The organism is Acidovorax sp. SUPP3334 (assembly GCF_030159055.1).
Taxonomy (GTDB): domain Bacteria; phylum Pseudomonadota; class Gammaproteobacteria; order Burkholderiales; family Burkholderiaceae_C; genus Paracidovorax.
Window position 1 is genome coordinate 11,723 of sequence record NZ_BQXQ01000021.1, and the last position, 21,738, is coordinate 33,460.

18 protein-coding genes are annotated in these 21,738 nt (G+C 68.0%); all 18 read left to right on the forward strand.

What is annotated here, in order from left to right; genetic code table 11:
• Positions 1–55 precede the first annotated feature (55 nt).
• The 18 genes from dksA to ftsA all read left to right on the forward strand — a co-directional run bounded on the left by dksA (position 56) and on the right by ftsA (position 21,638).
• Complete coding sequence (dksA, locus tag AVHM3334_RS13330; protein WP_502869907.1) at positions 56–787, forward strand: RNA polymerase-binding protein DksA; 732 nt, start codon at positions 56–58, stop codon at positions 785–787.
• 45 nt (positions 788–832) lie between these two features.
• Positions 833–2,554, forward strand: a complete 1,722-nt coding sequence (locus tag AVHM3334_RS13335; RefSeq protein ID WP_284412968.1) for an STAS domain-containing protein — start codon at positions 833–835, stop codon at positions 2,552–2,554.
• 123 nt (positions 2,555–2,677) lie between these two features.
• Positions 2,678–3,223: an ATP-dependent protease subunit HslV gene (hslV, locus tag AVHM3334_RS13340; RefSeq protein WP_092940642.1), complete on the forward strand. Its 546-nt coding sequence runs from the start codon at positions 2,678–2,680 to the stop codon at positions 3,221–3,223.
• A gap of 82 nt (positions 3,224–3,305) precedes the next feature.
• On the forward strand, positions 3,306–4,634 hold the full coding sequence (gene hslU, locus AVHM3334_RS13345; RefSeq protein ID WP_284412971.1) for an ATP-dependent protease ATPase subunit HslU: 1,329 nt from the start codon (positions 3,306–3,308) through the stop codon (positions 4,632–4,634).
• A gap of 298 nt (positions 4,635–4,932) precedes the next feature.
• Complete coding sequence (gene mraZ / locus AVHM3334_RS13350; RefSeq protein ID WP_272569587.1) at positions 4,933–5,361, forward strand: division/cell wall cluster transcriptional repressor MraZ; 429 nt, start codon at positions 4,933–4,935, stop codon at positions 5,359–5,361.
• Positions 5,362–5,368: 7 nt separating this feature from the next.
• The gene (gene rsmH, locus AVHM3334_RS13355; protein WP_284413083.1) at positions 5,369–6,298 is read left to right on the forward strand and encodes a 16S rRNA (cytosine(1402)-N(4))-methyltransferase RsmH; all 930 of its coding nucleotides are present in this window, start codon (positions 5,369–5,371) and stop codon (positions 6,296–6,298) included.
• Positions 6,295–6,630 carry a cell division protein FtsL gene (ftsL, locus tag AVHM3334_RS13360; protein WP_284412973.1) on the forward strand — a complete coding sequence of 112 codons (336 nt, stop codon included), beginning with the start codon at positions 6,295–6,297 and terminating at the stop codon, positions 6,628–6,630. Before rsmH ends, ftsL begins: the two co-directional genes overlap by 4 nt.
• Positions 6,627–8,372 (forward strand): peptidoglycan D,D-transpeptidase FtsI family protein, encoded by a 1,746-nt coding sequence (locus AVHM3334_RS13365; RefSeq protein WP_284412975.1) that lies wholly within the window; start codon positions 6,627–6,629, stop codon positions 8,370–8,372. Before ftsL ends, AVHM3334_RS13365 begins: the two co-directional genes overlap by 4 nt.
• Complete coding sequence (locus AVHM3334_RS13370) at positions 8,369–9,886, forward strand: UDP-N-acetylmuramoyl-L-alanyl-D-glutamate--2,6-diaminopimelate ligase (RefSeq protein ID WP_284412977.1); 1,518 nt, start codon at positions 8,369–8,371, stop codon at positions 9,884–9,886. The genes AVHM3334_RS13365 and AVHM3334_RS13370 overlap by 4 nt, the downstream gene beginning before the upstream one ends.
• A complete protein-coding gene (locus AVHM3334_RS13375) occupies positions 9,877–11,304 on the forward strand; it encodes a UDP-N-acetylmuramoyl-tripeptide--D-alanyl-D-alanine ligase (protein WP_284412978.1) in 1,428 nt (475 codons plus the stop codon). Before AVHM3334_RS13370 ends, AVHM3334_RS13375 begins: the two co-directional genes overlap by 10 nt.
• Positions 11,295–12,473, forward strand: coding sequence for a phospho-N-acetylmuramoyl-pentapeptide-transferase (gene mraY / locus AVHM3334_RS13380; RefSeq protein WP_284412980.1), 1,179 nt, complete (start codon positions 11,295–11,297; stop codon positions 12,471–12,473). Before AVHM3334_RS13375 ends, mraY begins: the two co-directional genes overlap by 10 nt.
• A complete protein-coding gene (locus tag AVHM3334_RS13385) occupies positions 12,470–14,632 on the forward strand; it encodes a Mur ligase family protein (protein WP_502869908.1) in 2,163 nt (720 codons plus the stop codon). Before mraY ends, AVHM3334_RS13385 begins: the two co-directional genes overlap by 4 nt.
• A complete protein-coding gene (ftsW, locus tag AVHM3334_RS13390) occupies positions 14,629–15,915 on the forward strand; it encodes a putative lipid II flippase FtsW (protein WP_284412982.1) in 1,287 nt (428 codons plus the stop codon). Before AVHM3334_RS13385 ends, ftsW begins: the two co-directional genes overlap by 4 nt.
• A gap of 79 nt (positions 15,916–15,994) precedes the next feature.
• Positions 15,995–17,062, forward strand: a complete 1,068-nt coding sequence (gene murG / locus AVHM3334_RS13395) for an undecaprenyldiphospho-muramoylpentapeptide beta-N-acetylglucosaminyltransferase (protein ID WP_284412984.1) — start codon at positions 15,995–15,997, stop codon at positions 17,060–17,062.
• Entirely contained in the window at positions 17,059–18,519 is a 1,461-nt protein-coding gene (murC, locus tag AVHM3334_RS13400) for a UDP-N-acetylmuramate--L-alanine ligase (RefSeq protein ID WP_284412985.1), read from the forward strand. The genes murG and murC overlap by 4 nt, the downstream gene beginning before the upstream one ends.
• On the forward strand, positions 18,516–19,541 hold the full coding sequence (locus AVHM3334_RS13405) for a D-alanine--D-alanine ligase (RefSeq protein ID WP_284412987.1): 1,026 nt from the start codon (positions 18,516–18,518) through the stop codon (positions 19,539–19,541). The genes murC and AVHM3334_RS13405 overlap by 4 nt, the downstream gene beginning before the upstream one ends.
• Entirely contained in the window at positions 19,538–20,392 is an 855-nt protein-coding gene (locus AVHM3334_RS13410; RefSeq protein ID WP_284412989.1) for a cell division protein FtsQ/DivIB, read from the forward strand. The genes AVHM3334_RS13405 and AVHM3334_RS13410 overlap by 4 nt, the downstream gene beginning before the upstream one ends.
• Before the next feature lie 16 nt (positions 20,393–20,408).
• A complete protein-coding gene (gene ftsA / locus AVHM3334_RS13415; RefSeq protein ID WP_092741824.1) occupies positions 20,409–21,638 on the forward strand; it encodes a cell division protein FtsA in 1,230 nt (409 codons plus the stop codon).
• Positions 21,639–21,738: the final 100 nt, after the last annotated feature.

Below are 21,738 nucleotides of genomic sequence, written 5' to 3' on the forward strand. Positions count from 1 at the left end.
CCCCCGGAGCCGCGTCGCGTGCTCCGGGCCCGCCCCTACTGCGAGGAGACAGGAAGTGAAAGCCGATACCAGCAAACCCGAGGCGGATGCCAAGGCACCCCTCAGCGGCACCGTCCGCGCAGCCGCTAAAGCGGTTGCCAAACCCAAGCCCGAGGCGGCATCGCCTGTTTCCGCGGAGCCTTCGGACGAACCCGCGCGCAGCGCCCGGCCTTCTTCCCGTTTGGCCCAATTGACCGTACCATCCATGGCACCCGCGGTGGCTTCCACCGCCGCCAAAGCCAGCTACACACACACCATGCCTACGACCCTGCAAAATTCCGGCGCGGCCGCCAAGAAAGATCCGAAGCTGGCCGGCAACTGGAAAACCAAGTCCGCCGAGGAGCTGACCGACGCCGAAGTGCTCGCCATGCCCGACACCGAGTACATGAATGAAAAACAGCTGGCGTTCTTCCGCCACAAGCTGGTGCAGTTGAAGCAAGACATGCACAACAACGCCGGTGAAACCACCGAGCACCTGCGCGAAGACACCGTGGTCGTTCCCGACCCCGCCGACCGCGCCACCATCGAAGAAGAGCACGCCCTCGAACTGCGCACCCGCGACCGCGAGCGCAAATTGCTCAAGAAGATCGAGCAATCCATCGGCCGCATCGACGCGGGCGACTACGGCTACTGCGACGAGACGGGCGAGCCCATCGGCGTCGGCCGCCTGCTGGCACGCCCCACGGCCACGCTGTCGCTGGAAGCGCAGCAGCGCCGCGAACTCAAGCAAAAGATGTTCGGGGACTGATCTTCCCGAGGTGTTTTGCGCGGCGAGCGACCTGAACCACGATCCATGAGCAAGGAAGAGTCTTCCCCCGGCCTGTTGACCAAGATGGTTCGGTTCGTCCGCAACCCCACGGTCAACTGGACCGATCTTGATTCCATCGATGCCGACCGCGAAAGCCAGTACAGCAAGCAGATGCTCAAGGAGATGATCGAGCGCAAGCGCCGCAACGATTTCGTGCGCCGCCGCGAGTTCGATCAACTGCGCAAGCTGCGCAAGCGCGAGGCCCTGCAGGGCCAGCGCACCGAAGACCCGACCGCACGCCCCTCGTTCTTTCAAAGCAGCATGGCATCGCCCGATGACCGGGCCGTCACGCTCAAGAAGATCGACGAGATCGAGGCGCAGATGTCCCAGCAGTGGTGGAAAAGCAAGAACACCGCCGTGCCCAGCGAACTCGGCGACATGGGTTCGCCGGAGTCCAGGTCCGCGGCCGATGCCCGGGCCTTCGCGCCCACGGCGCCGGCCAGCCTGTCCGGCGCACTGTCCGCCGCCCCGACTGCGGTGCAGCCGCTGTTCACGGGCGAGAGCCTGCTGCCGGGCGCTTCGTCCGAAGGCGGCGCGATCGTGCCGCCAGCGCAGCGGCCGGTGCCATCGGCCCTGGCCAGCGCGCCGCCAGCGGTCCCCGCCGTGGTTCTAGAACCGGAGGAATTCGTGCACGAACCCGACCTCGAGGAAGCCGCCATCCGTTTTGCCAATGGCGACCATGCCGGCGCGGAGTCCGGCCTGCTCGAAGTGCTGGCGCAGCACGAGCAGGACGATCCCCGGCAGCAGCTGGAAATCTGGATGACGCTGTTCGATCTGTACCGCGCCATCGGAGAGCACGAGCGTTTCGATGCGCTGGCGATCGACTACGCCGCGCGGTTCAGCCGTTCGGCCCCGCTGTGGTTTTCCATGCCCGAGCTGCTCGGCCTGCAGGTGCAGGCGGCGCCGGCCGCCTCGGGGCTGCCCCAGCGCGAGTTCAGCTGGAACGCCCCGGCTTCCCTGGCAGCGCAATCGGTGGTGGCGCTGCAGGCCTCGCTGGCCCGTGCCGCACCGCCCTGGACCCTGACGTGGTCGCGCCTGGCGGCCATCGACGAGGCCGCGGTGCCGCTGCTGGCCAATCTGTTCACGCAGTGGGCCGAGCAAGAGGTGCAACTGTCCTTCTTCGGGGTGGATGCGCTCAATACGGTGCTGGAGTCGCGCACGCAGTCGGGCGACCGCGACACGTCTCCGGAATGGTGGCGCCTGCGCATGGCGGCCCTGCGCCTCATGGGCCGGCCCGACGAATTCGAACTCGTGGCCCTCGACTACTGCGTGACCTACGAGGTTTCGCCCCCCTCGTGGGTCTCGCCGCGATGCAGCTATTCCAGTGATGACGGCTCGGCGCCCGTGCCCGAAGCGGCGTCCCTGGCCGATCTGCACGCCTCGGGCTACGGCGACCCGTCGTCCATGCCCGCGGGGCTGGAGAGCGGCGATCTGCCGGCCTCGCTGTCCGGCCACATCGAAGGCGATGCAGCGCCCCTGCTGGAGCCGTTCGAAGAGCGGCTGAAGCCCGGTGCGCCGCTGATCATCGCGTGCGACCGGCTGATCCGCGTGGATTTCACGGCGGCTGGCTCGGTGCTCAACTGGGCGGCCGAGCAGCAGGCCCAGGGCCATGCGGTGCACTTCATCAACCTGCAGCGGCTGGTGGCGGTGTTCTTCAACGTGATCGGCGTGAACGAACACGCCTGGGTCGTTCCGCGCAAGAACTGACACCCTTCCGTCCGGTCTCCCAGCCGCGCCATTCGGGCTTGGCGGTGGATGCGGGCGGTGCCTTCCGGTGCCCTTGCGAAGGGCCGGTTGCAAACCGTGAGGGCATCCCCACATGCCAACGCTATGGAACAGTTTCACGGCACCACCATCCTCAGCGTCCGCCGCCAGACGGCGGACGGCATTCAGGTCGCCATCGGCGGCGACGGCCAGGTCACCCTGGGCAACATCGTGGTCAAGGGCACCGCGCGCAAGGTGCGCAAGCTCTACCACGGCAAGGTCCTCGCCGGCTTCGCCGGGGCGACGGCCGATGCGTTCACGCTCTTCGAGCGGTTCGAGGCCAAGCTGGAAAAGCACCAGGGCCACCTGACGCGCGCGGCCATCGAACTCACCAAGGACTGGCGCACCGACCGCGTGCTGCGCCGCCTGGAGGCCATGCTGGCGGTGGCCGATGCGAGCGCCTCGCTCATCATCACCGGCAACGGCGACGTGCTGGAGCCCGAGCAGGGCATCGTGGCCATCGGATCGGGTGGCGCCTATGCGCATTCGGCCGCCAAGGCGCTGTTGAACCACACGGAGCTCAGCGCGCAGGAGGTGGTCAAGAAGTCGCTGGAGATCGCCGGCGAACTGTGCATCTACACCAACATGAACCACACCATCGAGACGCTCTGAGCGTTCTGGTGTTTACTATTAATTTGATAGCTGCCTGCCCTAGAGGAATATGCGCTGGCAGCTCATTTGATTGCAGGTCTCCATGTCGTCCATGACCCCCCAGGAAATCGTCTCCGAACTCGACCACCACATCGTCGGCCAGGCCAGCGCCAAGCGCGCCGTCGCCATCGCGCTGCGCAACCGCTGGCGCCGCCAGCAGGTGGAGGGCGCGCTGCGCCACGAGATCACGCCCAAGAACATCCTCATGATCGGCCCCACCGGCGTGGGCAAGACCGAGATCGCCCGCCGCCTTGCGCGCCTGGCGGATGCGCCCTTCATCAAAGTCGAGGCCACCAAGTTCACCGAAGTGGGCTATGTGGGCAAGGACGTGGATTCCATCATCCGCGACCTGGTCGAGATGGCCGTCAAGCAAGCCCGCGAGAGCGACATGAAGAAGGGCCGCGCCCGTGCCGAGGACGCCGCCGAGGAGCGCATCCTCGACGTGCTGGTGCCGCCCGCGCGAAGCGCCGCGCAGGACGCATCCGCACCCGCCGACAACACCGCCCGGCAGGTGTTTCGCAAGAAGCTGCGCGAGGGCCAGCTGGACGACAAGGAAATCGAAATCGATGTGGCCGACGCCCGGCCCCAGCTGGAAATCATGGGTCCGCAGGGCATGGAAGAGATGGCCGAGCAGCTGCGCGGCATGTTCAGCCAGATGGGCCAGGAAAAGCGCCACACGCGCAAGCTCAAGATCGCCGAGGCGCTGAAGCTGCTCACCGACGAAGAAGCCGCCAAGCTCGTGAACGAGGACGAGGTGAAGACCCGCGCGGTGCAGAACGCCGAGCAAAATGGCATCGTCTTCATCGACGAGATCGACAAGGTCGCCACGCGGCAGGAATCCAGCGGCTCGGACATTTCCCGCCAGGGCGTGCAGCGCGACCTGCTGCCGCTGGTGGAGGGCACCACGGTGTCCACCAAGTACGGCATGGTCAAGACGGACCACATCCTCTTCATCGCTTCGGGCGCGTTCCACCTGAGCAAACCGAGCGACCTGATCCCCGAACTGCAGGGGCGCTTTCCGATCCGGGTGGAGCTGGAGTCGCTGTCGGTGCAGGACTTCGAGGCCATCCTCACGCAGACCCATGCCTCGCTGGTCAAGCAGTACCAGGCCTTGCTGGCCACCGAAGGGGTGACGCTGGAATTCGCTCCCGAAGGCATCACGCGGCTGGCGCACATCGCGTTCGACGTGAACGAGCGCACCGAGAACATCGGCGCCCGCCGGCTCTCCACGGTGATGGAGCGCTTGCTCGACGAAGTGAGCTTCGATGCGGCCCGGCTTTCGGGCCAGACGGTGGTCGTGGACGCCGCTTACGTGAGTGGCCGGCTCGAGTCCTTGAGCCAGGACGAAGATTTATCGCGCTATATCTTGTAAAAAGATTCCGGGCCGGCGCGGCCCCTGGTTCGTTGGCGGGATTCCAGGTTGGGTGAAACCCTTCAGGTATCACTTGCACAGGCTGCCCTAAGTGCTTATTCAGTAACGCATTTTGGGTATTCCTCACTGGCACTGTCGGTGCTAAGTCGTTGATTTCATTGCAAAACTTTGTTGCACCTGGCGGGGCCCGGTATTTTTTTCCTGCTACAGTGCAAAAAAGTGCAATTAAGTGGTGAAAAGTGCCCTCGTGCGCCCATTCCGGGCGTTCAGGCGCGACAACGAGTTAGGGTTCGATTCCGTGTTTCAAGGGGCGTCATCGCTGAGTCTGGATGCAAAGGGAAGGCTTTCCGTGCCTACCCGGCATCGTGACGTCCTCGCCGCCACGGCGAACAGCCAACTCACCATCACCAAGCACCCGCACGGCTGCCTCATGGTGTTCCCTCGCCCCGAATGGGAAAAATTCCGCGAACGCATTGCCGAGCTGCCCATGTCCGCCCAGTGGTGGAAGCGCATCTTCCTGGGCAATGCGATGGACGTGGACATGGACGGCACCGGCCGGGTGCTGGTTTCGCCCGAACTGCGCCAGGCCGCGGGCATCACCAAGGACACCATGCTGCTCGGCATGGGCAACCACTTCGAACTGTGGGACAAGGCAACGTACGAGGCGCAGGAAGCCGTCGCCATGCAAGCCGAAATGCCGGCCGCTTTCCAGGATTTTTCTTTCTGAGGCCATGGTGAACGCACCGCTGCAACACACCACGGTCTTGCTGGGCGAGGCGGTCGACGCCTTGCTGGGCGCCGCCGGCCCTGCGCCCGCAGGCACCTGGATCGACGCTACCTTCGGGCGCGGAGGGCATTCGCGAAGAATCCTGGACCGATTGGGGCCGAGCGGAGGCCTCGTGGCGTTCGACAAGGACCCCGAGGCCATCGCAGAAGCAGCGCGCATCACCGATGCGCGTTTTTCCATTCGGCACGAGGGATTTCGCCATCTGGCGGACCTGCCCGAGCGCAGCGCCGCCGGCATCCTCATGGACCTGGGCGTGAGTTCGCCCCAGATCGACAGCCCCGACCGGGGCTTCAGCTTTCGTTTCGATGGCCCGCTGGACATGCGCATGGACACCACGCGCGGGGAAAGCGTGGCCGATTGGCTGGCCACGGCCGAGGTCGGCCAGATTGCGGAGGTGATACGTGACTACGGCGAAGAACGGTTTGCTGGCCCCATTGCAAAGGCGATTGTTGCTCGTCGCGAGGAGCGGGGCCCTCTTGCCACCACCGCTGAACTGGCCCAACTCGTGGCTGGCTCGGTCAAGACCCGCGAAGCAGGCCAGAACCCTGCAACGCGCACCTTTCAGGCTCTTCGGATTTTCATCAACGCCGAGCTTGAAGAACTCCAGCAGGCGCTAGAGGCCAGCCTGAGCGTGCTCGCGCCCGGTGGCCGGCTGGTGGTGATCAGCTTCCATTCGCTGGAAGACCGCATCGTCAAGCAGTTCATCGCCCAGCATTCCAAAGAGGTGTTCGACCGCCGCGCGCCGTTCGCGCAGCCGCAGCCCATGCGCCTGAAAGCGCTGGACCGCATCAAGCCCACCGCGGCCGAGATCGAGGCCAACCCCCGCTCCCGCAGCGCCGTGATGCGTGTGGCCGAGCGCACGGAGGTGCCGGCATGACGCGCCTGAGCCTGGTGTTGCTGCTCGGTGTGATGGTCAGCGCGCTGTACCTCGTGCACATGCAGTACGAATCCCGCCGCCTGTTCACCGAGCTGGACCGTGCGGTGGCCGAGTCGCGCCGGCTCGAGACCGAGCAGCAGCGCCTGCAGGTGGAAAAACGCGCCCAGGCGACGCCGCTGCGCGTGGAAAAACTCGCCCGCGACCGCCTGCAGATGCGCACGGCGACGCCGGCCATCACCCAGTACGTCGCCGACGACGGCACGCCGGTCGTGACGGCCGCCACGGCAGCGCCGGTTCCGGCGACGCCTGCTTCCCGGAGCGTGCGCCGATGAGCCGCAGCGTCAACTACACCTCCAGCCCGCTGCTGGCCAGCAAGACGCCGGTCTGGCGCAGCAAGTTCATCGTCGCCATGGTGGCGCTGGGCTTCGTGGGACTGGGCGCCCGTGCGGCCTACGTGCAGGTGTTCGGCAATGCGTTCTTTCAAAAGCAGGGCGAGGTGCGCTTCGCCCGCACGCTGGAGTTGCCGGCGAACCGGGGCCGCATCGTCGATCGCAACGGCCTGATCCTCGCCTCCAGCGTTCCGGCCGCGAGCATCTGGGCCATTCCGGAAGACGTCGAGCAGGACAATCCCGAGGTGCGCGAAAAGCTCCAGCAACTGGCCAAGCTGCTGGAGATGCCGCTGCCCGCGCTCAAGACCAAGCTCGCTGACGAAGACAAGACCTTCGTCTGGATCAAGCGCCAGCTCGATTGGGAGGTCGGCCAGCAGATCGCCGCCCTCGACATCAAGGGCATCTACCAGCGCAAGGAATACAAGCGCCAATACCCCGAGGGCGAATCGGCCGCGCACGTGGTGGGCTTCACCAACGTGGAAGACCATGGGCAGGAGGGCATGGAGCTGGCCTTCGACCAGCAGCTGGCGGGCAAGGCCGGCTCGCGCCGGGTCATCAAGGACCGGCTGGGCCGTGTGGTGGAAGGCATCGGCGCCGAGGTGCCGCCGGTGGACGGGCAGGACATGCAGCTGTCCATCGACAGCAAGGTGCAGTTCTTCGCCTACCAGAAGCTGCGCGACCAGGTGGCGCTGCACAAGGCCAAGGCCGGCAGCGTGGTAGTGCTGGATGCGCACACCGGCGAGCTGCTGGCGCTGGCCAACTACCCGAGCTACGTGCCCGACAAGCGGCAAAACCTGACGGGCGAGCAATTGCGCAACCGCGCGCTCACCGACGTGTTCGAGCCCGGCTCGACGATGAAGCCGTTCACCATTGGGCTGGCGCTGGAAACCGGCCGCGTGCGGCCTGACACCATCATCGACACCAACCCGGGCCGTGTCACCATCACCGGCTCCACGATCTCCGATACGAGCAACCACGGCGTGCTGACGGTCGAGGGCGTGATCCAGAAGTCCAGCAACGTGGGCACCACCAAGATCGCCATGCAGATGCCCGCCAAGGAGATGTGGGAGACGTTCTCTGCGGCCGGCTTCGGGCAGAAGCCGCAGATCCACTTCCCTGGCGTAGTCACTGGCCGGCTGCGGCCCTACAAGACTTGGCGCCCTGTGGAGCAGGCCACCATGTCGTACGGCTATGGGCTCTCGGCCAGCCTGTTCCAGATGGCGCGCTCCTACACCGTGTTCTCCAACGGCGGCAAGATCATTCCGGCCACCATGCTCAAGAGCCACGAGCCGGCGGTCGGCGTGCCCGTGTTCTCCGAGCGCACGGCCGACCAGGTGCGCAAGATGCTGCAGATGGCCGCAGGCCCCGGTGGCACGGGCCAGCAGGCGCAGACCGTGGGCTACTCGGTGGGCGGCAAATCCGGCACCGCGCGCAAGCAGGTGGGCAAGAGCTACGCCTCGGGCAAGTACCGTGCGTGGTTCACCGGCATGGCCCCCATCGACAAGCCGCGCATCATCGTCGCCGTGATGATCGACGAGCCCAGCAACGGGGTGTTCTACGGCGGTGCGGTGGCCGCGCCGGTGTTCAGCGCCGTCGTGCAGCAGACCCTTCGCATGATGGGCGTGCAGCCCGACATGGCCGTCAAGCCGCAGATCGTGGCCAATACCGTGGAGGAATCGCTATGACGACAACGACGACCCCGTTGCTCACCTCCGTGCACGACGCCGTGCAATGGCTGGCTGCCCGCGTGACCGGTACGCTGCAGACCGACAGCCGGCTGGTCCAGGCCGGCGACGGTTTCATCGCCTGGCCCGGCGCCGCCACCGATGGCCGCGCCCACGTGGGCAACGCGCTGGCCCGTGGCGCCGTGGCCTGCCTGGTCGAGCACGAGGGCATCGATGCCTTCCACTTCGGCGATGCGCCGGTGGCTGCGCTGCGCGGCCTGAAAGCGGTCACCGGCAGCCTGGCGGCCGAATGGTTCGGGCATCCCACGCACTCGCTGGACGTGCTGGCAGTGACCGGCACCAATGGCAAGACGAGCGTCAGCTGGTGGCTGGCGGACGCGCTCAACCTGTTGTCGCGCAACGAACTGCTCGCGCGAGGCGGCTGTGCGCTCATCGGCACCCTGGGCGCTGGAGTGCCGCCCGCGCTCGAATCCACCGGCCTCACCACGCCGGACCCGGTGCGCCTGCAGCGCGCCTTCGCGCACTTCGCCAAGGAAGGCCGTGTGGCCTGCGCGATCGAGGCGTCGTCCATCGGCCTGGCCGAGCACCGCCTGACGGGCACGCGGGTGCGTGCGGCGCTGTTCACCAATTTCACACAGGACCATCTCGACTACCACCCCAGCATGGCGGCGTACTGGCAGGCCAAGAGCACGCTGTTCGAATGGCCCGGGCTGCAGATCGCGGTGGTGAACACCGACGACCTGCGCGGCGCCGAGCTGCACGAGGCACTGTCCCAGCAACCGCTGGACCTGTGGAGCGTTTCCCTGAAGGGGCCGGCCCGCCTGCAGGCGCGGGACATCGCCTGGGGCGATGGCGGCCTGTCGTTCACCGTGGCTGAAGGCTCGCAGACCCATGTGCTGCAGACCCGGCTGGTCGGGCATTACAACGTGAGCAATCTGCTGCTGGTGCTGGCCACCCTGCGCGCGCTTGGCGTACCGCTGGAGCATGCGATGTATGCCTGCGCGCAGCTCTCTCCGGTACCGGGCCGCATGGAACAGATCCATCTGCCGCACCAACCCCTGGTGGCCGTGGACTATGCCCACACGCCCGATGCGCTCGATCAGGCGCTGCAGGCGCTGCGCCCCATTGCGGCCGACCGCGGCGGTCGGCTGTGGTGCGTGTTCGGCTGCGGCGGAAGCCGCGACCGCGCCAAACGGCCGCTGATGGGCGCGATCGCGCAGCAGCGTGCCGACGCGGTCATCGTCACCAGCGACAACCCGCGCGGCGAAGTGCCGGCGGACATCATTCATGAGGTGCTCCAGGGCACCGTGGCCGGACGCACCGTGCGCGCCGAGGTCGATCGCGCCGCCGCCATCGCGATGGCATTGTCGGAAGCGGGCCCCCGCGACGTGGTGCTGATCGCCGGCAAGGGCCATGAGGACTACCAGGAGGTGGCGGGCGAGCGCCGGCCGTTCTCCGACATGGGCCACGCACAGGCGGCACTGGCCGCCCGCGGAGGCCGCGCATGGGCATGATGACGCTGCAGCAGGCGCTGGCCTTCATCCAGCCGCGCGTGCCGGGTGCCCGGCTGGTGGGCGAGGGCGGCATGCCGCTGTCCCGCGTGCACACCGACACGCGCACGCTGCAGGCCGGCGACCTGTTCATCGCGCTCAAGGGCGATCGCTACGACGCCAATGCCTTTCTGGCCGATGCGCGCGCGGCCGGCGCGGCCGCCGCCGTGGCGCATGGCGGCGTCGAAGCGGCGGGGCTGCCCGGCATCGAGGTGCCCGATACGCTGCAGGCGCTGGGCGCCCTCGCCGCTGGCTGGCGCGCGCAGTTCCGTCTGCCGCTCATCGGGGTGACGGGCAGCAACGGCAAGACCACGGTGACGCAGATGATCGCGGCGGTGCTGCAGGCCTGGAAGGGTCCGGCCGCCTTTGCCACGCAAGGCAACTTCAACAACGACATCGGCGTGCCGTTGATGCTGCTGCGCCTGAACGCAGCGCACGAGGCGGCCGTGATCGAACTGGGCATGAACCACCCGGGCGAGATCGCCTACCTGGCCGATTTGGCAGGCCCCACGGTGGCGCTGGTCAACAACGCGCAGCGCGAGCACCTGGAATTCATGCACACGGTGCAGGCCGTGGCCGAAGAAAACGGCGCGTCCATCGCAGCGTTGCCCGCCGACGGCGTGGCCGTGTTCCCGGCAGGCGATACCTACACCGCGCTGTGGCGGCAACTCGCCGCAGGGCGCCGTTGCGTCACGTTCGGTGCGGATGGCGCAGCGAGCGCCGACGTGCGCTGCGCCGCCGCGCAGTGGGAAGGCAGCGCCTGGCGCGCCCGCATCGAAACGCCGCAGGGCGGCTTCGACGTCACGCTGCGCATCGCCGGCATGCACAACGTGACCAATGCGCTGGCCGCCACGGCCTGTGCTTTGGCGGCCGGGGTGCCCCTGGATGCCGTGGCGCGGGGGTTGTCCGCCTTCGTGCCGGTCAAGGGCCGGTCGCGCGCCTTCAGCGTGCCCCAGGAAGGACGCGTGGTCACGGCCGTGGACGACACCTACAACGCCAATCCCGATTCCATGCGCGCTGCCATCGACGTGCTGGCCGGCTTGCCCGGCCCGCAACTGCTGGTGCTGGGCGACATGGGCGAGGTGGGCGAGCAGGGGCCGCAGTTTCACGCCGAGGCGGGTGCCCAGGCGCGCGCCAGCGGCATCGGCGGGCTCTTCGCGCTGGGCGCGCTCAGCACTCACACCGCGCAGGCCTACGGGCCGGATGCGCGGCATTTCGACGACATGGCATCGCTGCTCGCAGCGGTGCAGCAAGCCCTTCCCCAGGTGGGCAGCGTGCTGGTGAAGGGATCTCGGTTCATGAAGATGGAGCAGGTGGTGCAGGCGCTCGAAGCCCGTGCGGACGCGATGAAGAACGCACGCGGGGGCGCTACATGCTGCTGATGCTGTCGCAGTGGCTGCAGGGCCTGTCGCCGGAATTCGGCTTCTTCCGGGTGTTCCAGTACCTCACCTTCCGTGCGGTGATGGCCGCGCTCACGGCGCTGGTGATCGGGTTGGTCGCCGGCCCCAAGGTGATCCGCATGCTCACCTCGCTCAAGATCGGCCAGCCCATCCGCGGCTATGCGATGGAGTCGCATCTGTCCAAGAGCGGCACGCCGACCATGGGCGGTGTTCTGATCCTGGGCGCCATCGCCATCTCGACGCTGCTGTGGTTCGACCTGTCCAACCGCTTCGTGTGGATCGTGCTGGCCGTGACGCTGGGCTTCGGCGCCATCGGCTGGGTGGACGACTGGCGCAAGGTGGTGCGCAAGGATCCGGAGGGCATGCGTTCGCGCGAGAAGTATTTCTGGCAATCCGTCATCGGCCTGCTGGCTGCGCTGTACCTGGTGTTCAGCATTTCCGAGAACTCCAATTCGCGCGTGTTCGAGTTGTTCATCACCTGGGTGCAGTCCGGTTTCTCGCTGGACCTGCCGCCGCAGGCCGGGCTGCTGGTGCCGTTCTTCAAGGAAGTGAGCTATCCGCTCGGCGTGCTGGGCTTCGTGATCCTGACTTATCTGGTGATCGTCGGATCGAGCAACGCCGTCAACCTGACCGACGGACTTGATGGCTTGGCGATCATGCCGGTGGTGATGGTGGGCTCGGCGCTGGGGCTGTTCGCCTATGTGGCCGGGAGCACGGTGTATTCCAAGTACCTGTTGTTTCCGCACATCGCCGGCGCGGGCGAGCTGCTGATCTTCTGCTCGGCCATGGCCGGCGCGGGCCTGGCCTTCCTGTGGTTCAACACCCATCCGGCGCAGGTGTTCATGGGCGACGTGGGCGCGCTGGCGCTCGGCGGCGCTTTAGGCACCATCGCGGTGATCGTGCGCCAGGAGATCGTGCTCGCCATCATGGGCGGCATCTTCGTGGTCGAGGCGCTGTCGGTGATGCTGCAGGTGGCCTGGTTCAAGTACACCAAGAAGCGCTATGGCCAGGGCCGCAGGCTGCTCAAGATGGCCCCGCTGCACCACCATTTCGAAAAGAGCGGCTGGAAGGAAACGCAGGTGGTCGTGCGCTTCTGGATCATCACCATGCTGCTGTGCCTCATCGGTCTGACCACGCTGAAACTGCGATGAACCCGCACGACCCCCTTCTTCCTGGCGAGGCGCCCGGCCTGCCGCAGGGCGCCACCGGCCCCGCCGAAAGCGTGGCTGCGCCTGCGCGCCTGGAGGACTCGTCGGGGGATGGCGTGCCAGGCACGCCGGATGGCTCGCCACCACAAGCCCAGCCCGCGCATGTGGTGACGCAGGCCCTCGCGAGGGTCGTTGCCGAAGAGGCCGGACGGTCCGAGCCGCCTGAACTGCAGGCCCTTCCCGAAACGCCCGAGGTGCCGGAAACCTCGCTGCCGCAGGCGCCGGCGGCTGCCGACGCCGCTTTCGTGGCCCCGCCTGCGCCAGTGCCGGCGGACGACCGCATGGCGCAGGCGCTGGCCGGGATGACGGCCCCTGCCGTGTCCGCCGCCGCAGCCGCCGCCGCTTTCGTGGCGCAAATCTTCGCCGACGTGGCCACGCCCGATCCGCGCAAGGCGGCAGCGCCTGGCGGTGCGGGTGCCGATGCCGCCTCCACCGATACCGAGGCGTCCGTTGAGGGCGCTCCTGCCGCCGATGCTGCCGAAACGGAAGGCACGGGCGGCGGTGTGCCAACCCCTGCCGGGAGGCCTGGCGAAAACCTGGCGCCCCTGCAGGGCCAGAACATTCTCATCCTCGGCCTGGGCGCTTCGGGCCTGGCCATGGCGCGCTGGTGCGTGCGCTGTGGCGCCGCCGATGTGACCGTGGCCGACACCCGGGACGCACCGCCGCAGCGCGGCACGCTGCACGCCGAGCTGCCCCAGGTGCGATTCGTGGCCGGTGCGTTCGATGAACGGCTGATCGAGGGCCGCGCGCCGCATGCGATCTACCGCTCGCCCGGCCTGTCTCCCGTCAACCTGGCCGCCTTGTCGGGTGCAGCGCAAACGCGCGGCATTCCGTTCGAGGGCGAGCTGGCCCTGTTTGCCATGGCGCTGCGCGATCTGCGCGCGTCGCACGGCTATGCGCCGGCGGTGCTGGCCATCAGCGGTACCAACGGCAAGACCACGGTAACGTCGCTCGCCGGAAAGCTGGTGGACTGCGCCGGCAAGACCGTGGCGGTGGCCGGAAACATCGGCCCGACCCTGCTGGACACGCTGGGCCAGCACATCGACGCCAACACGCTGCCCGAGGTCTGGGTGCTGGAGCTGTCGAGCTTCCAGCTGGACGGGGTCACGGGCTTCGAGCCCACGGCGGCGGCGGTGCTCAACATCACGCAGGACCACCTGGACTGGCATGGCAGCCTGGCCGCGTACGCCGCTGCCAAGGCGCGCATCTTCGGCCAGGGCGGACTGATGCTGCTCAACCGCGAAGACCCTGAGGTCATGGGCATGCTGGCCGGCGCCAGCGCTGGCGGCCCTGCTGCCGGCGGGGCCGTTGCCAAGCCGGCATCACGCCAGAAGCCGCCCAAGGTGCAGGTGCGCCCGCACGTCACGTTTGGCGGCGACATGCCCCAGCGCCCTGGCGATTTCGGCCTGGAGATCGTGAACGGCATGGCCTGGCTCGTTCGCGCCCAGGAGGCGGACGAAACCGCGCGGCGTTCGCGCGTGCAGGACGAAGAGCTGTACATCCAGCGCCTCATGCCAGCGGATGCGCTGCGCATCCGCGGCCGGCACAACGCCGTGAACGCCCTGGCCGCGCTGGCGCTGGCCCAGGCGGCGGGCTGCGCGCTGGGCCCCATGCTGTACGGCCTGCGCGAGTACCGGGGTGAGCCGCACCGGGTGGAGCCCATCGGGCTCATCGGCGACGTGGAGTATTTCGACGACAGCAAGGGCACGAACGTGGGCGCCACCGTGGCCGCGTTGACGGGCCTGGGGGCCGAGCGTCGGCTGGTCGTCATTCTGGGCGGAGACGGCAAGGGGCAGGACTTTTCGCCCCTGGCCGCGCCCGTGTCGCGCTATGCCCGCGCCGTGTTGCTGATCGGCCGCGATGCGCCGCAGATCCGCGCAGCGCTGCGCGATGCGGGCGTGGCGCTGCTGGACGCGCAGACCCTGCCCGAGGCCGTGGCCCTGGCCACGCAGCGCGCCCACGCCGGCGATGCGGTGCTGATGTCGCCCGCCTGTGCCAGCTTCGACATGTTCAACGATTACGAGCACCGTGCGCGCGTGTTTTGCGAAGCGGTGCAGGCACTGGCGAACGACCGCGGCCAAGACCTGGAGGGCTCCGCATGAGCACCGTACCCGCATCGCCCAGCCTGGCGCAGCGCCTGTCCAGCCGATTCGGCGGATGGTTCGGCGGCAAGCCGGCCCAGCCGGCCGATGTGCTGCCGGTGCGCGTGGGCGGCACCGAATACCGCCAGACCACGACCACGCCGGCCAGCGTGCTCGGCTTCGACCAGGCCCTGCTGTGGGTCGTGGTGGCGTTGCTCGCGTGGGGCCTGGTGATGGTGTATTCGGCCTCCATCGCCATGCCCGACAACCCGCGTTTCGGCAAGATCGCCCCGACCCATTTCCTGGTGCGCCACATCATGGCGCTGGTGATCGCCTTCGTCGCGGCCTTGCTGGCGTTCCAGGTGTCCATGGCCACGTGGGAGCGCGTGGCCCCCTGGCTGTTCGTGCTGTCCATCGCCTTGCTGATCGCGGTGCTGATCCCCCATGTGGGCACGGTGGTCAACGGTGCGCGGCGGTGGCTGTCGCTGGGCGTGATGAATTTTCAGCCGTCCGAGCTGGCGAAATTCGCGGTGATCATCTATGCGTCCGACTACATGGTGCGCAAGATGGATGTGAAGGAACGCTTCTTCCGCGCCGTGCTGCCCATGGGGGCCGCCGTGGCGGTGGTCGGCGCCCTGCTGCTGGCAGAGCCCGACATGGGGGCCTTCATGGTGATCGCCGTGATCGCCATGGGCATCCTCTTTCTGGGCGGCGTGAACGCCCGCATGTTCTTTCTGATCGCCGCCGTGCTCGTGGGCGCGTTCGCCCTCATGGTGATGATGAGCGACTGGCGGCGCGAGCGCATCTTCGCGTACCTGGACCCATGGAGCGAGAAGCACGCGCTGGGCAAGGGCTACCAGTTGTCGCACTCGCTGATCGCCATCGGCCGTGGCGAGATCTTCGGCGTGGGGCTGGGCGGCAGCGTGGAAAAGCTGCACTGGCTGCCCGAGGCGCACACCGACTTCCTGCTCGCGGTCATCGGCGAAGAGTTCGGCCTGGTCGGCGTACTCGTCCTGATCGTGCTCTTCCTGTGGATGACCCGCCGCATCATGCACATCGGCCGCCAGGCCATTGCCCTGGACCGCGTGTTCGCGGGGCTGGTCGCGCAGGGCGTGGCGATCTGGATGGGTTTTCAGGCCTTCATCAACATGGGCGTGAACCTGGGCGCGCTGCCGACCAAGGGCCTGACGCTGCCGCTGATGAGCTTCGGCGGGTCGGCCATCCTGATGAACCTGGTGGCGATTGCGGTGGTTTTACGGGTGGATTATGAAAACAAGCACCTCATGCGCGGAGGCCGCGTATGAGGTGCTTGTTTCAACAAAACAGGCACCGCATGGCGTCAGCCATGCCGGGCGCGCAGCGCACGGTGCGCGGAGGCCGCGCATGAGCACGCAGAAGACCGCGCTGATCATGGCCGGCGGGACCGGCGGCCACATCTTTCCGGGCCTGGCCGTGGCCGAGGAACTGCGCGCGCGCGGCTGGCGTGTGCACTGGCTGGGCACGCCCGCCAGCATGGAGTCGCGCCTGGTGCCGCCGCGCGGGTTCGCGTTCGAGCCCATCGACTTCTCCGGCGTGCGCGGCAAGGGGCTGGTCACGCTGGCCTTGCTGCCGCTGCGCCTGCTGCGCGCTTTCTGGCAATCGCTGGCGGTGGTGCGGCGCGTGAAGCCCGATGTGGTCGTGGGCCTCGGTGGCTATGTGACCTTTCCGGGCGGCATGATGGCGGTGCTGCTGGGCAAGCCGCTGGTGCTGCATGAGCAGAACTCGGTGGCGGGCCTGGTGAACAAGGTGCTGGCCGGCGTGGCCGACCGGGTGTTCACCGCCTTTCCCGACGTGCTCAAGAAAGCCCAGTGGGTGGGCAATCCGCTGCGCACGGCGTTTACCCGGCAACCGGCGCCGGCCGATCGCTTCGCCGGCCGCACAGGGCCGCTGCGCCTGCTGGTCGTGGGCGGCAGCCTGGGCGCGCGGGCGCTCAATGAGATCGTTCCCCAGGCGCTGGCCCGCATTCCGGCGGATCACCGCCCGGTGGTCACCCACCAGAGCGGCGCGGCGCAGATCGATGCCCTGCGCGAGCACTACGCGAAGGCGGGCGTGCAGGCCACGCTCACGCCATTCATCGACGACACGGCGGCGGCGTTTGCCGACGCCGACCTCATCGTCTGCCGCGCAGGGGCCAGCACCGTGACCGAAATCGCCGCCGTGGGCGCGGCGGCGGTCTTCGTGCCGTTTCCCCATGCGGTGGACGACCACCAGACCGCCAACGCCCGCTTCCTCGTGGACACCGGCGGCGGGTGGCTCGTGCAGCAGCGCGACCTCACCCCCGAATGGCTGGCGGAGATGCTACAAAATTCAGAGCGCACTGCCCTAGTGGATATTGCGCGGAAGGCCAAAAACATGCAAAAGATCAACGCCACCCGCGAAGTGGTGACCGCCTGCCAGGAGCTTGCCGGATGAAACACGCCATTCGCCACATCCACTTCGTCGGCCTGGGTGGCGCCGGCATGTGCGGCATCGCCGAGGTGCTGTTCAACCTGGGCTACGGCATTTCCGGCTCGGACCTGTCCGACAGCGCCACGCTGCGCCGCCTGCAGGCGCTGGGCATCCGCACCTGCGTGGGCCATGCGGCCGCGCACATCGAAGGCGCCGACGCCGTGGTCACCTCGACGGCCGTGCAAGCCGACAACCCCGAAGTGCTGGCCGCCCGCGAAAAGAAGATTCCCGTGGTGCCGCGCGCCCTCATGCTGGCCGAGTTGATGCGCCTCAAACGCGGCATCGCCATCGCCGGCACGCATGGTAAGACGACCACCACCAGCCTCGTCACCAGCGTGCTGGCCGAGGCCGGGCTCGACCCGACGTTCGTGATCGGCGGGCGGCTGAACAGCGCGGGCGCCAACGCCAAGCTGGGCAGCGGCGACTACATCGTCGTGGAGGCGGACGAATCCGACGCCTCGTTCCTCAACCTGCTGCCCGTGATGGCCGTGGTGACGAACATCGACGCCGACCACATGGAAACCTACGGGCACGACTTCGGCCGCCTCAAGGGCGCGTTCGTCGAGTTTTTGCACCGCATGCCGTTCTACGGCACGGCGATCCTGTGCGTGGACAACCCGGCCATCCGCGACATCCTGGCCGACGTGACCTGTCCCATCACGAGCTACGGCTTTTCCGAAGACGCCCAGGTGCGCGCGGTGGACGTGCGGGCCGATGCGGGCCAGATGCGCTTTCGCGTGCAGCGGCGCAACGGCGTCACGCTGCCGGACATCGACGTGGTGCTGAACCTGGCGGGAGAGCACAACGTGCTGAACGCGCTGTCGGCCATCGCGGTGGCGGTCGAGCTGAACATTCCGGACGACGCGCTGCTGCGTGCCCTGGCCAGCTTCAAGGGCGTGGGCCGGCGCTTCCAGCGCTACGGCGACATCTCGGCGCCGGGCGGCGGCACGTTCGCGCTGATCGAAGACTATGGCCACCACCCCGTGGAGATGACGGCGACGCTGGCGGCGGCGCGCGGCGCCTTTCCGGGCCGGCGCCTGGTGCTCGCGTTTCAGCCGCACCGCTACAGCCGCACGCGCGACTGCTTCGAGGATTTCGTGAAGGTCATGGGCAGTGCCGATGCCGTGCTGCTGACCGAGGTGTATGCCGCGGGCGAAGCGCCCATCGTGGCCGCCGATGGCCGGTCGCTCACCCGCGCCCTGCGCGTGGCCGGCAAGGTCGAGCCCGTGTTCGTGGACGACGTGGGCACGCTCGCGCAGGCGATCGTGGACAACGCCCGCGACGGCGATGTGGTGCTGTGCATGGGTGCCGGCTCGATCGGCGCCGTGCCGGCCAAGGTGGTGGAGATGCTGCAAACAGAACCAACGCAAGAAGCGCGACAAGCGCAGGAAGCGCCAGCCCTGGCGGAGGCCGCACGATGACGATCAACGAAGACACCACGCCGGCCATCGACGTGCGCTCCCTGGGCAAGGTCGCCGTGCTGATGGGCGGCTCGTCCGCCGAGCGCGAGGTATCGCTCATGTCCGGCGGCGGGGTGCTCCAGGCGCTGCGCGCCCGGGGCGTGGACGCGCACGCGTTCGACCCTTCCCAGACCGACCTGTCCGAACTGCGCCACGGTGGCTATGCGCGGTGCTTCATCGCGCTGCACGGCCGCCATGGCGAAGACGGCACGGTGCAGGGCGCGCTGGAACTGCTCGGCATTCCGTACACCGGCCCGGGCGTGATGGCGTCCAGCATCGCGATGGACAAGATCATGACCAAGCGCATCTGGCGCTTCGAAGGGCTGCCCACGCCGGACTGGCGCCTGGTGTCGAGCGCCGCGGAAACCGCGCAGGCCCTGCAGGCGCTGGGCGCACCGATGATCGTCAAGCCCTCGCGCGAAGGCTCCACCATCGGGCTCACCAAGGTGACCTCGCCCGGTCAGTGCGAACAGGCCTACCTGCTGGCTTCCCGCTACGACCCCGAGGTGCTGTGCGAGGAGTTCATCGAGGGCGACGAGACCACCTGCCCGGTGCTGGGCCAGGGGGCGGGCGCCCGGGCGCTGCCGGTGATCCGCATCGTGGCGCCGGCCGGCAATTACGACTACCAGAACAAGTACTTCACCGACGTCACCCAGTACCACTGCCCGAGCGGCCTTCCCGAAGCGCAAGAGCGCGAGATCCAGCGGCTCGTGGTCGAGGCTTTCCGCACGCTGCAGTGCCGGGGCTGGGCGCGCGCCGACATCATGATCCGCGCCAGCGACCGCAAGCCTTTCCTGCTGGAGATCAACACCTCGCCCGGCATGACCGGCCATTCGCTGGTGCCCATGTCGGCCCGCGCGAGCGGCGTGAGCTACGAGGCGCTGTGCCTGAGCATTCTCGCGAGCGCCTCGCTCGACGGGCTGCAGGGCAGCGCCGGCGCGGCAACCTTGGCCGCCGCCCCAGGAGCGCCGGGAGCCGCATGAACCCCTCGCTGCCCGCACCGCTTGACGTCAAGCTCATGAACCTGACCGCCACGGTCCTGTTCGTGGGCTGCGCCGCGCTCGTGCTGGTGGCGGGCGGCTCGTGGCTGCTGCGCCACCCGGCGTTCGCCATCGGCCGCATCGTGGTGCAGGGCGAGCTGGTGCACAACAACGCCGTCACGCTGCGCGCCAATGTCGGTCCGCACCTGGTGGGCAATTTCTTCACCGTGGACCTGCGTGCCGTGCGCGAGGCGTTCGAGCAGGTGCCCTGGGTGCGCCATGCCATGGTGCGGCGCGAGTTTCCCAACAGCCTGCGCGTTGAGCTGCAGGAGCACGACGCGGCCGCCTACTGGGGCGCCGAAGAAGGCTCCACCCTGGTCAACAGCCAGGGCGAAGTTTTCGAGGCCAACGGCGACGATCTGGATGCGGACGATTTGCCCCGCCTGCAAGGGCCGCAGGGCCACTCCCTGGAGGTGCTGCAGATGTACCACCGCCTGGGCCCCGTCTTTGAGCCGCTGGACGCGAAAGTCGATGCGCTCGAACTCACCGGCCGTGGCGGCTGGCGCGCCACGCTGGACGGCGGAGCCACGCTGGAGCTGGGCGGCGGCACGCCCGAAGAGGTGGTGCAACGCTCACAGCGCTTCGTGCGCACGCTGGCGCGCGTGGCCGGCCAGTACGGACGGCGCGCGGATGCGCTCGAATCGGCCGATCTGCGCCATGCCGACGGCTATGCGCTGCGGCTGCGCGGTGTGACCACGGTGAATGGCGACGTGCCCAAGGCCGCCGCCAGGGCCCCCGCGCGCAACGCGGCGCAGCGCGCACGCCCAGGCAGAACAACAGGGCAGAACCACTGAGGGCAGGACACAGAATATGGCAAGAGAATACAAAGACGTGGTCGTGGGGCTGGACATCGGCACCGCCAAGGTGATGGCGGTGGTCGCCGAGGTGCTGCCCAACGGCGAACTCAAGCTCGCAGGGCTGGGCGTGGCGCCGAGCAACGGCTTGAAGCGCGGCGTGGTGGTGAACATCGACGCCACGGTGCAAAGCATCCAGCAGGCGCTGAAAGAGGCCGAGCTGATGGCCGACTGCAAGATCCAGCGCGTGTACACCGGCATCACCGGCAGCCACATCCGCGGGCTCAATTCGAGCGGCATGGTCGCGGTCAAGGACAAGGAAGTCACCCAGGCCGACGTGGCGCGCGTGGTGGAGACGGCCAAGGCCATCAACATCTCCAGCGACCAGCGGCTCCTGCTGGTCGAGCCGCAGGAATTCGTGATCGACGGGCAGGATGTCAAAGAGCCCATCGGCATGAGCGGCATCCGCCTGGAGGCCAAGATCCACATCGTGACCGGCGCTCAGAGCGCGGCCGAGAACATCATCAAGTGCGTGCGCCGCTGCGGGCTCGAAGTGGAGCAGCTCATGCTGAACCCGCTCGCCTCCAGCCAGGCCGTGCTGACCGACGACGAGCGCGAACTGGGCGTGGCGGTGGTGGACATCGGCGCTGGCACCACCGACGTGGCGATCTTCACCGGCGGCGCCATTCGCCACACGGCCGTGATCCCGATCGCGGGCGACCTCATCACCAGCGACATCGCCATGGCGCTGCGCACGCCCACCAAGGACGCCGAGGACATCAAGGTCGAAAGCGGCTACGCCAAGCAGCTGCTGGCCGATCCGGAGGCGCAGGTGGAAGTGCCCGGCCTGGGCGACCGCAGCCCCCGCATGCTCAGCAAGCAGGCGCTGGCCGGCGTGATCGAGCCGCGCGTGGAGGAAATCTTCTCGCTCGTGCAGCAGGTGATCCGCGAGTCCGGCTACGAAGAAGTGTTGTCCTCTGGCATCGTGCTCACGGGGGGCAGCGCCATCATGCCGGGCATGGTCGAGCTGGGCGAGGACATCTTCCTCAAGCCCGTGCGCCGGGGTATTCCGAAGTATTCGAGCGCGCTGGCGGACATGATCGCCCAGCCGCGCGCAGCCACCGTGATGGGCCTGCTCGAAGAGGCGCGCCTGGCGCGCCTGCGCGGCTTCAAGGTGGCGCAAAAGAGCGGCTCGGTCAAGACCGCGTTCGGCCGCTTCAAGGATTTCATCGTGGGGAACTTCTGACATGTTCCTCCCTCTGCCCTGGCTTGCTCGCGCCGGCCCCCAAGCGCTTTCCTGGCTTCGATGGCGGGGCACCGGCCCGCCGTTCGTTCCCCGGACTGTC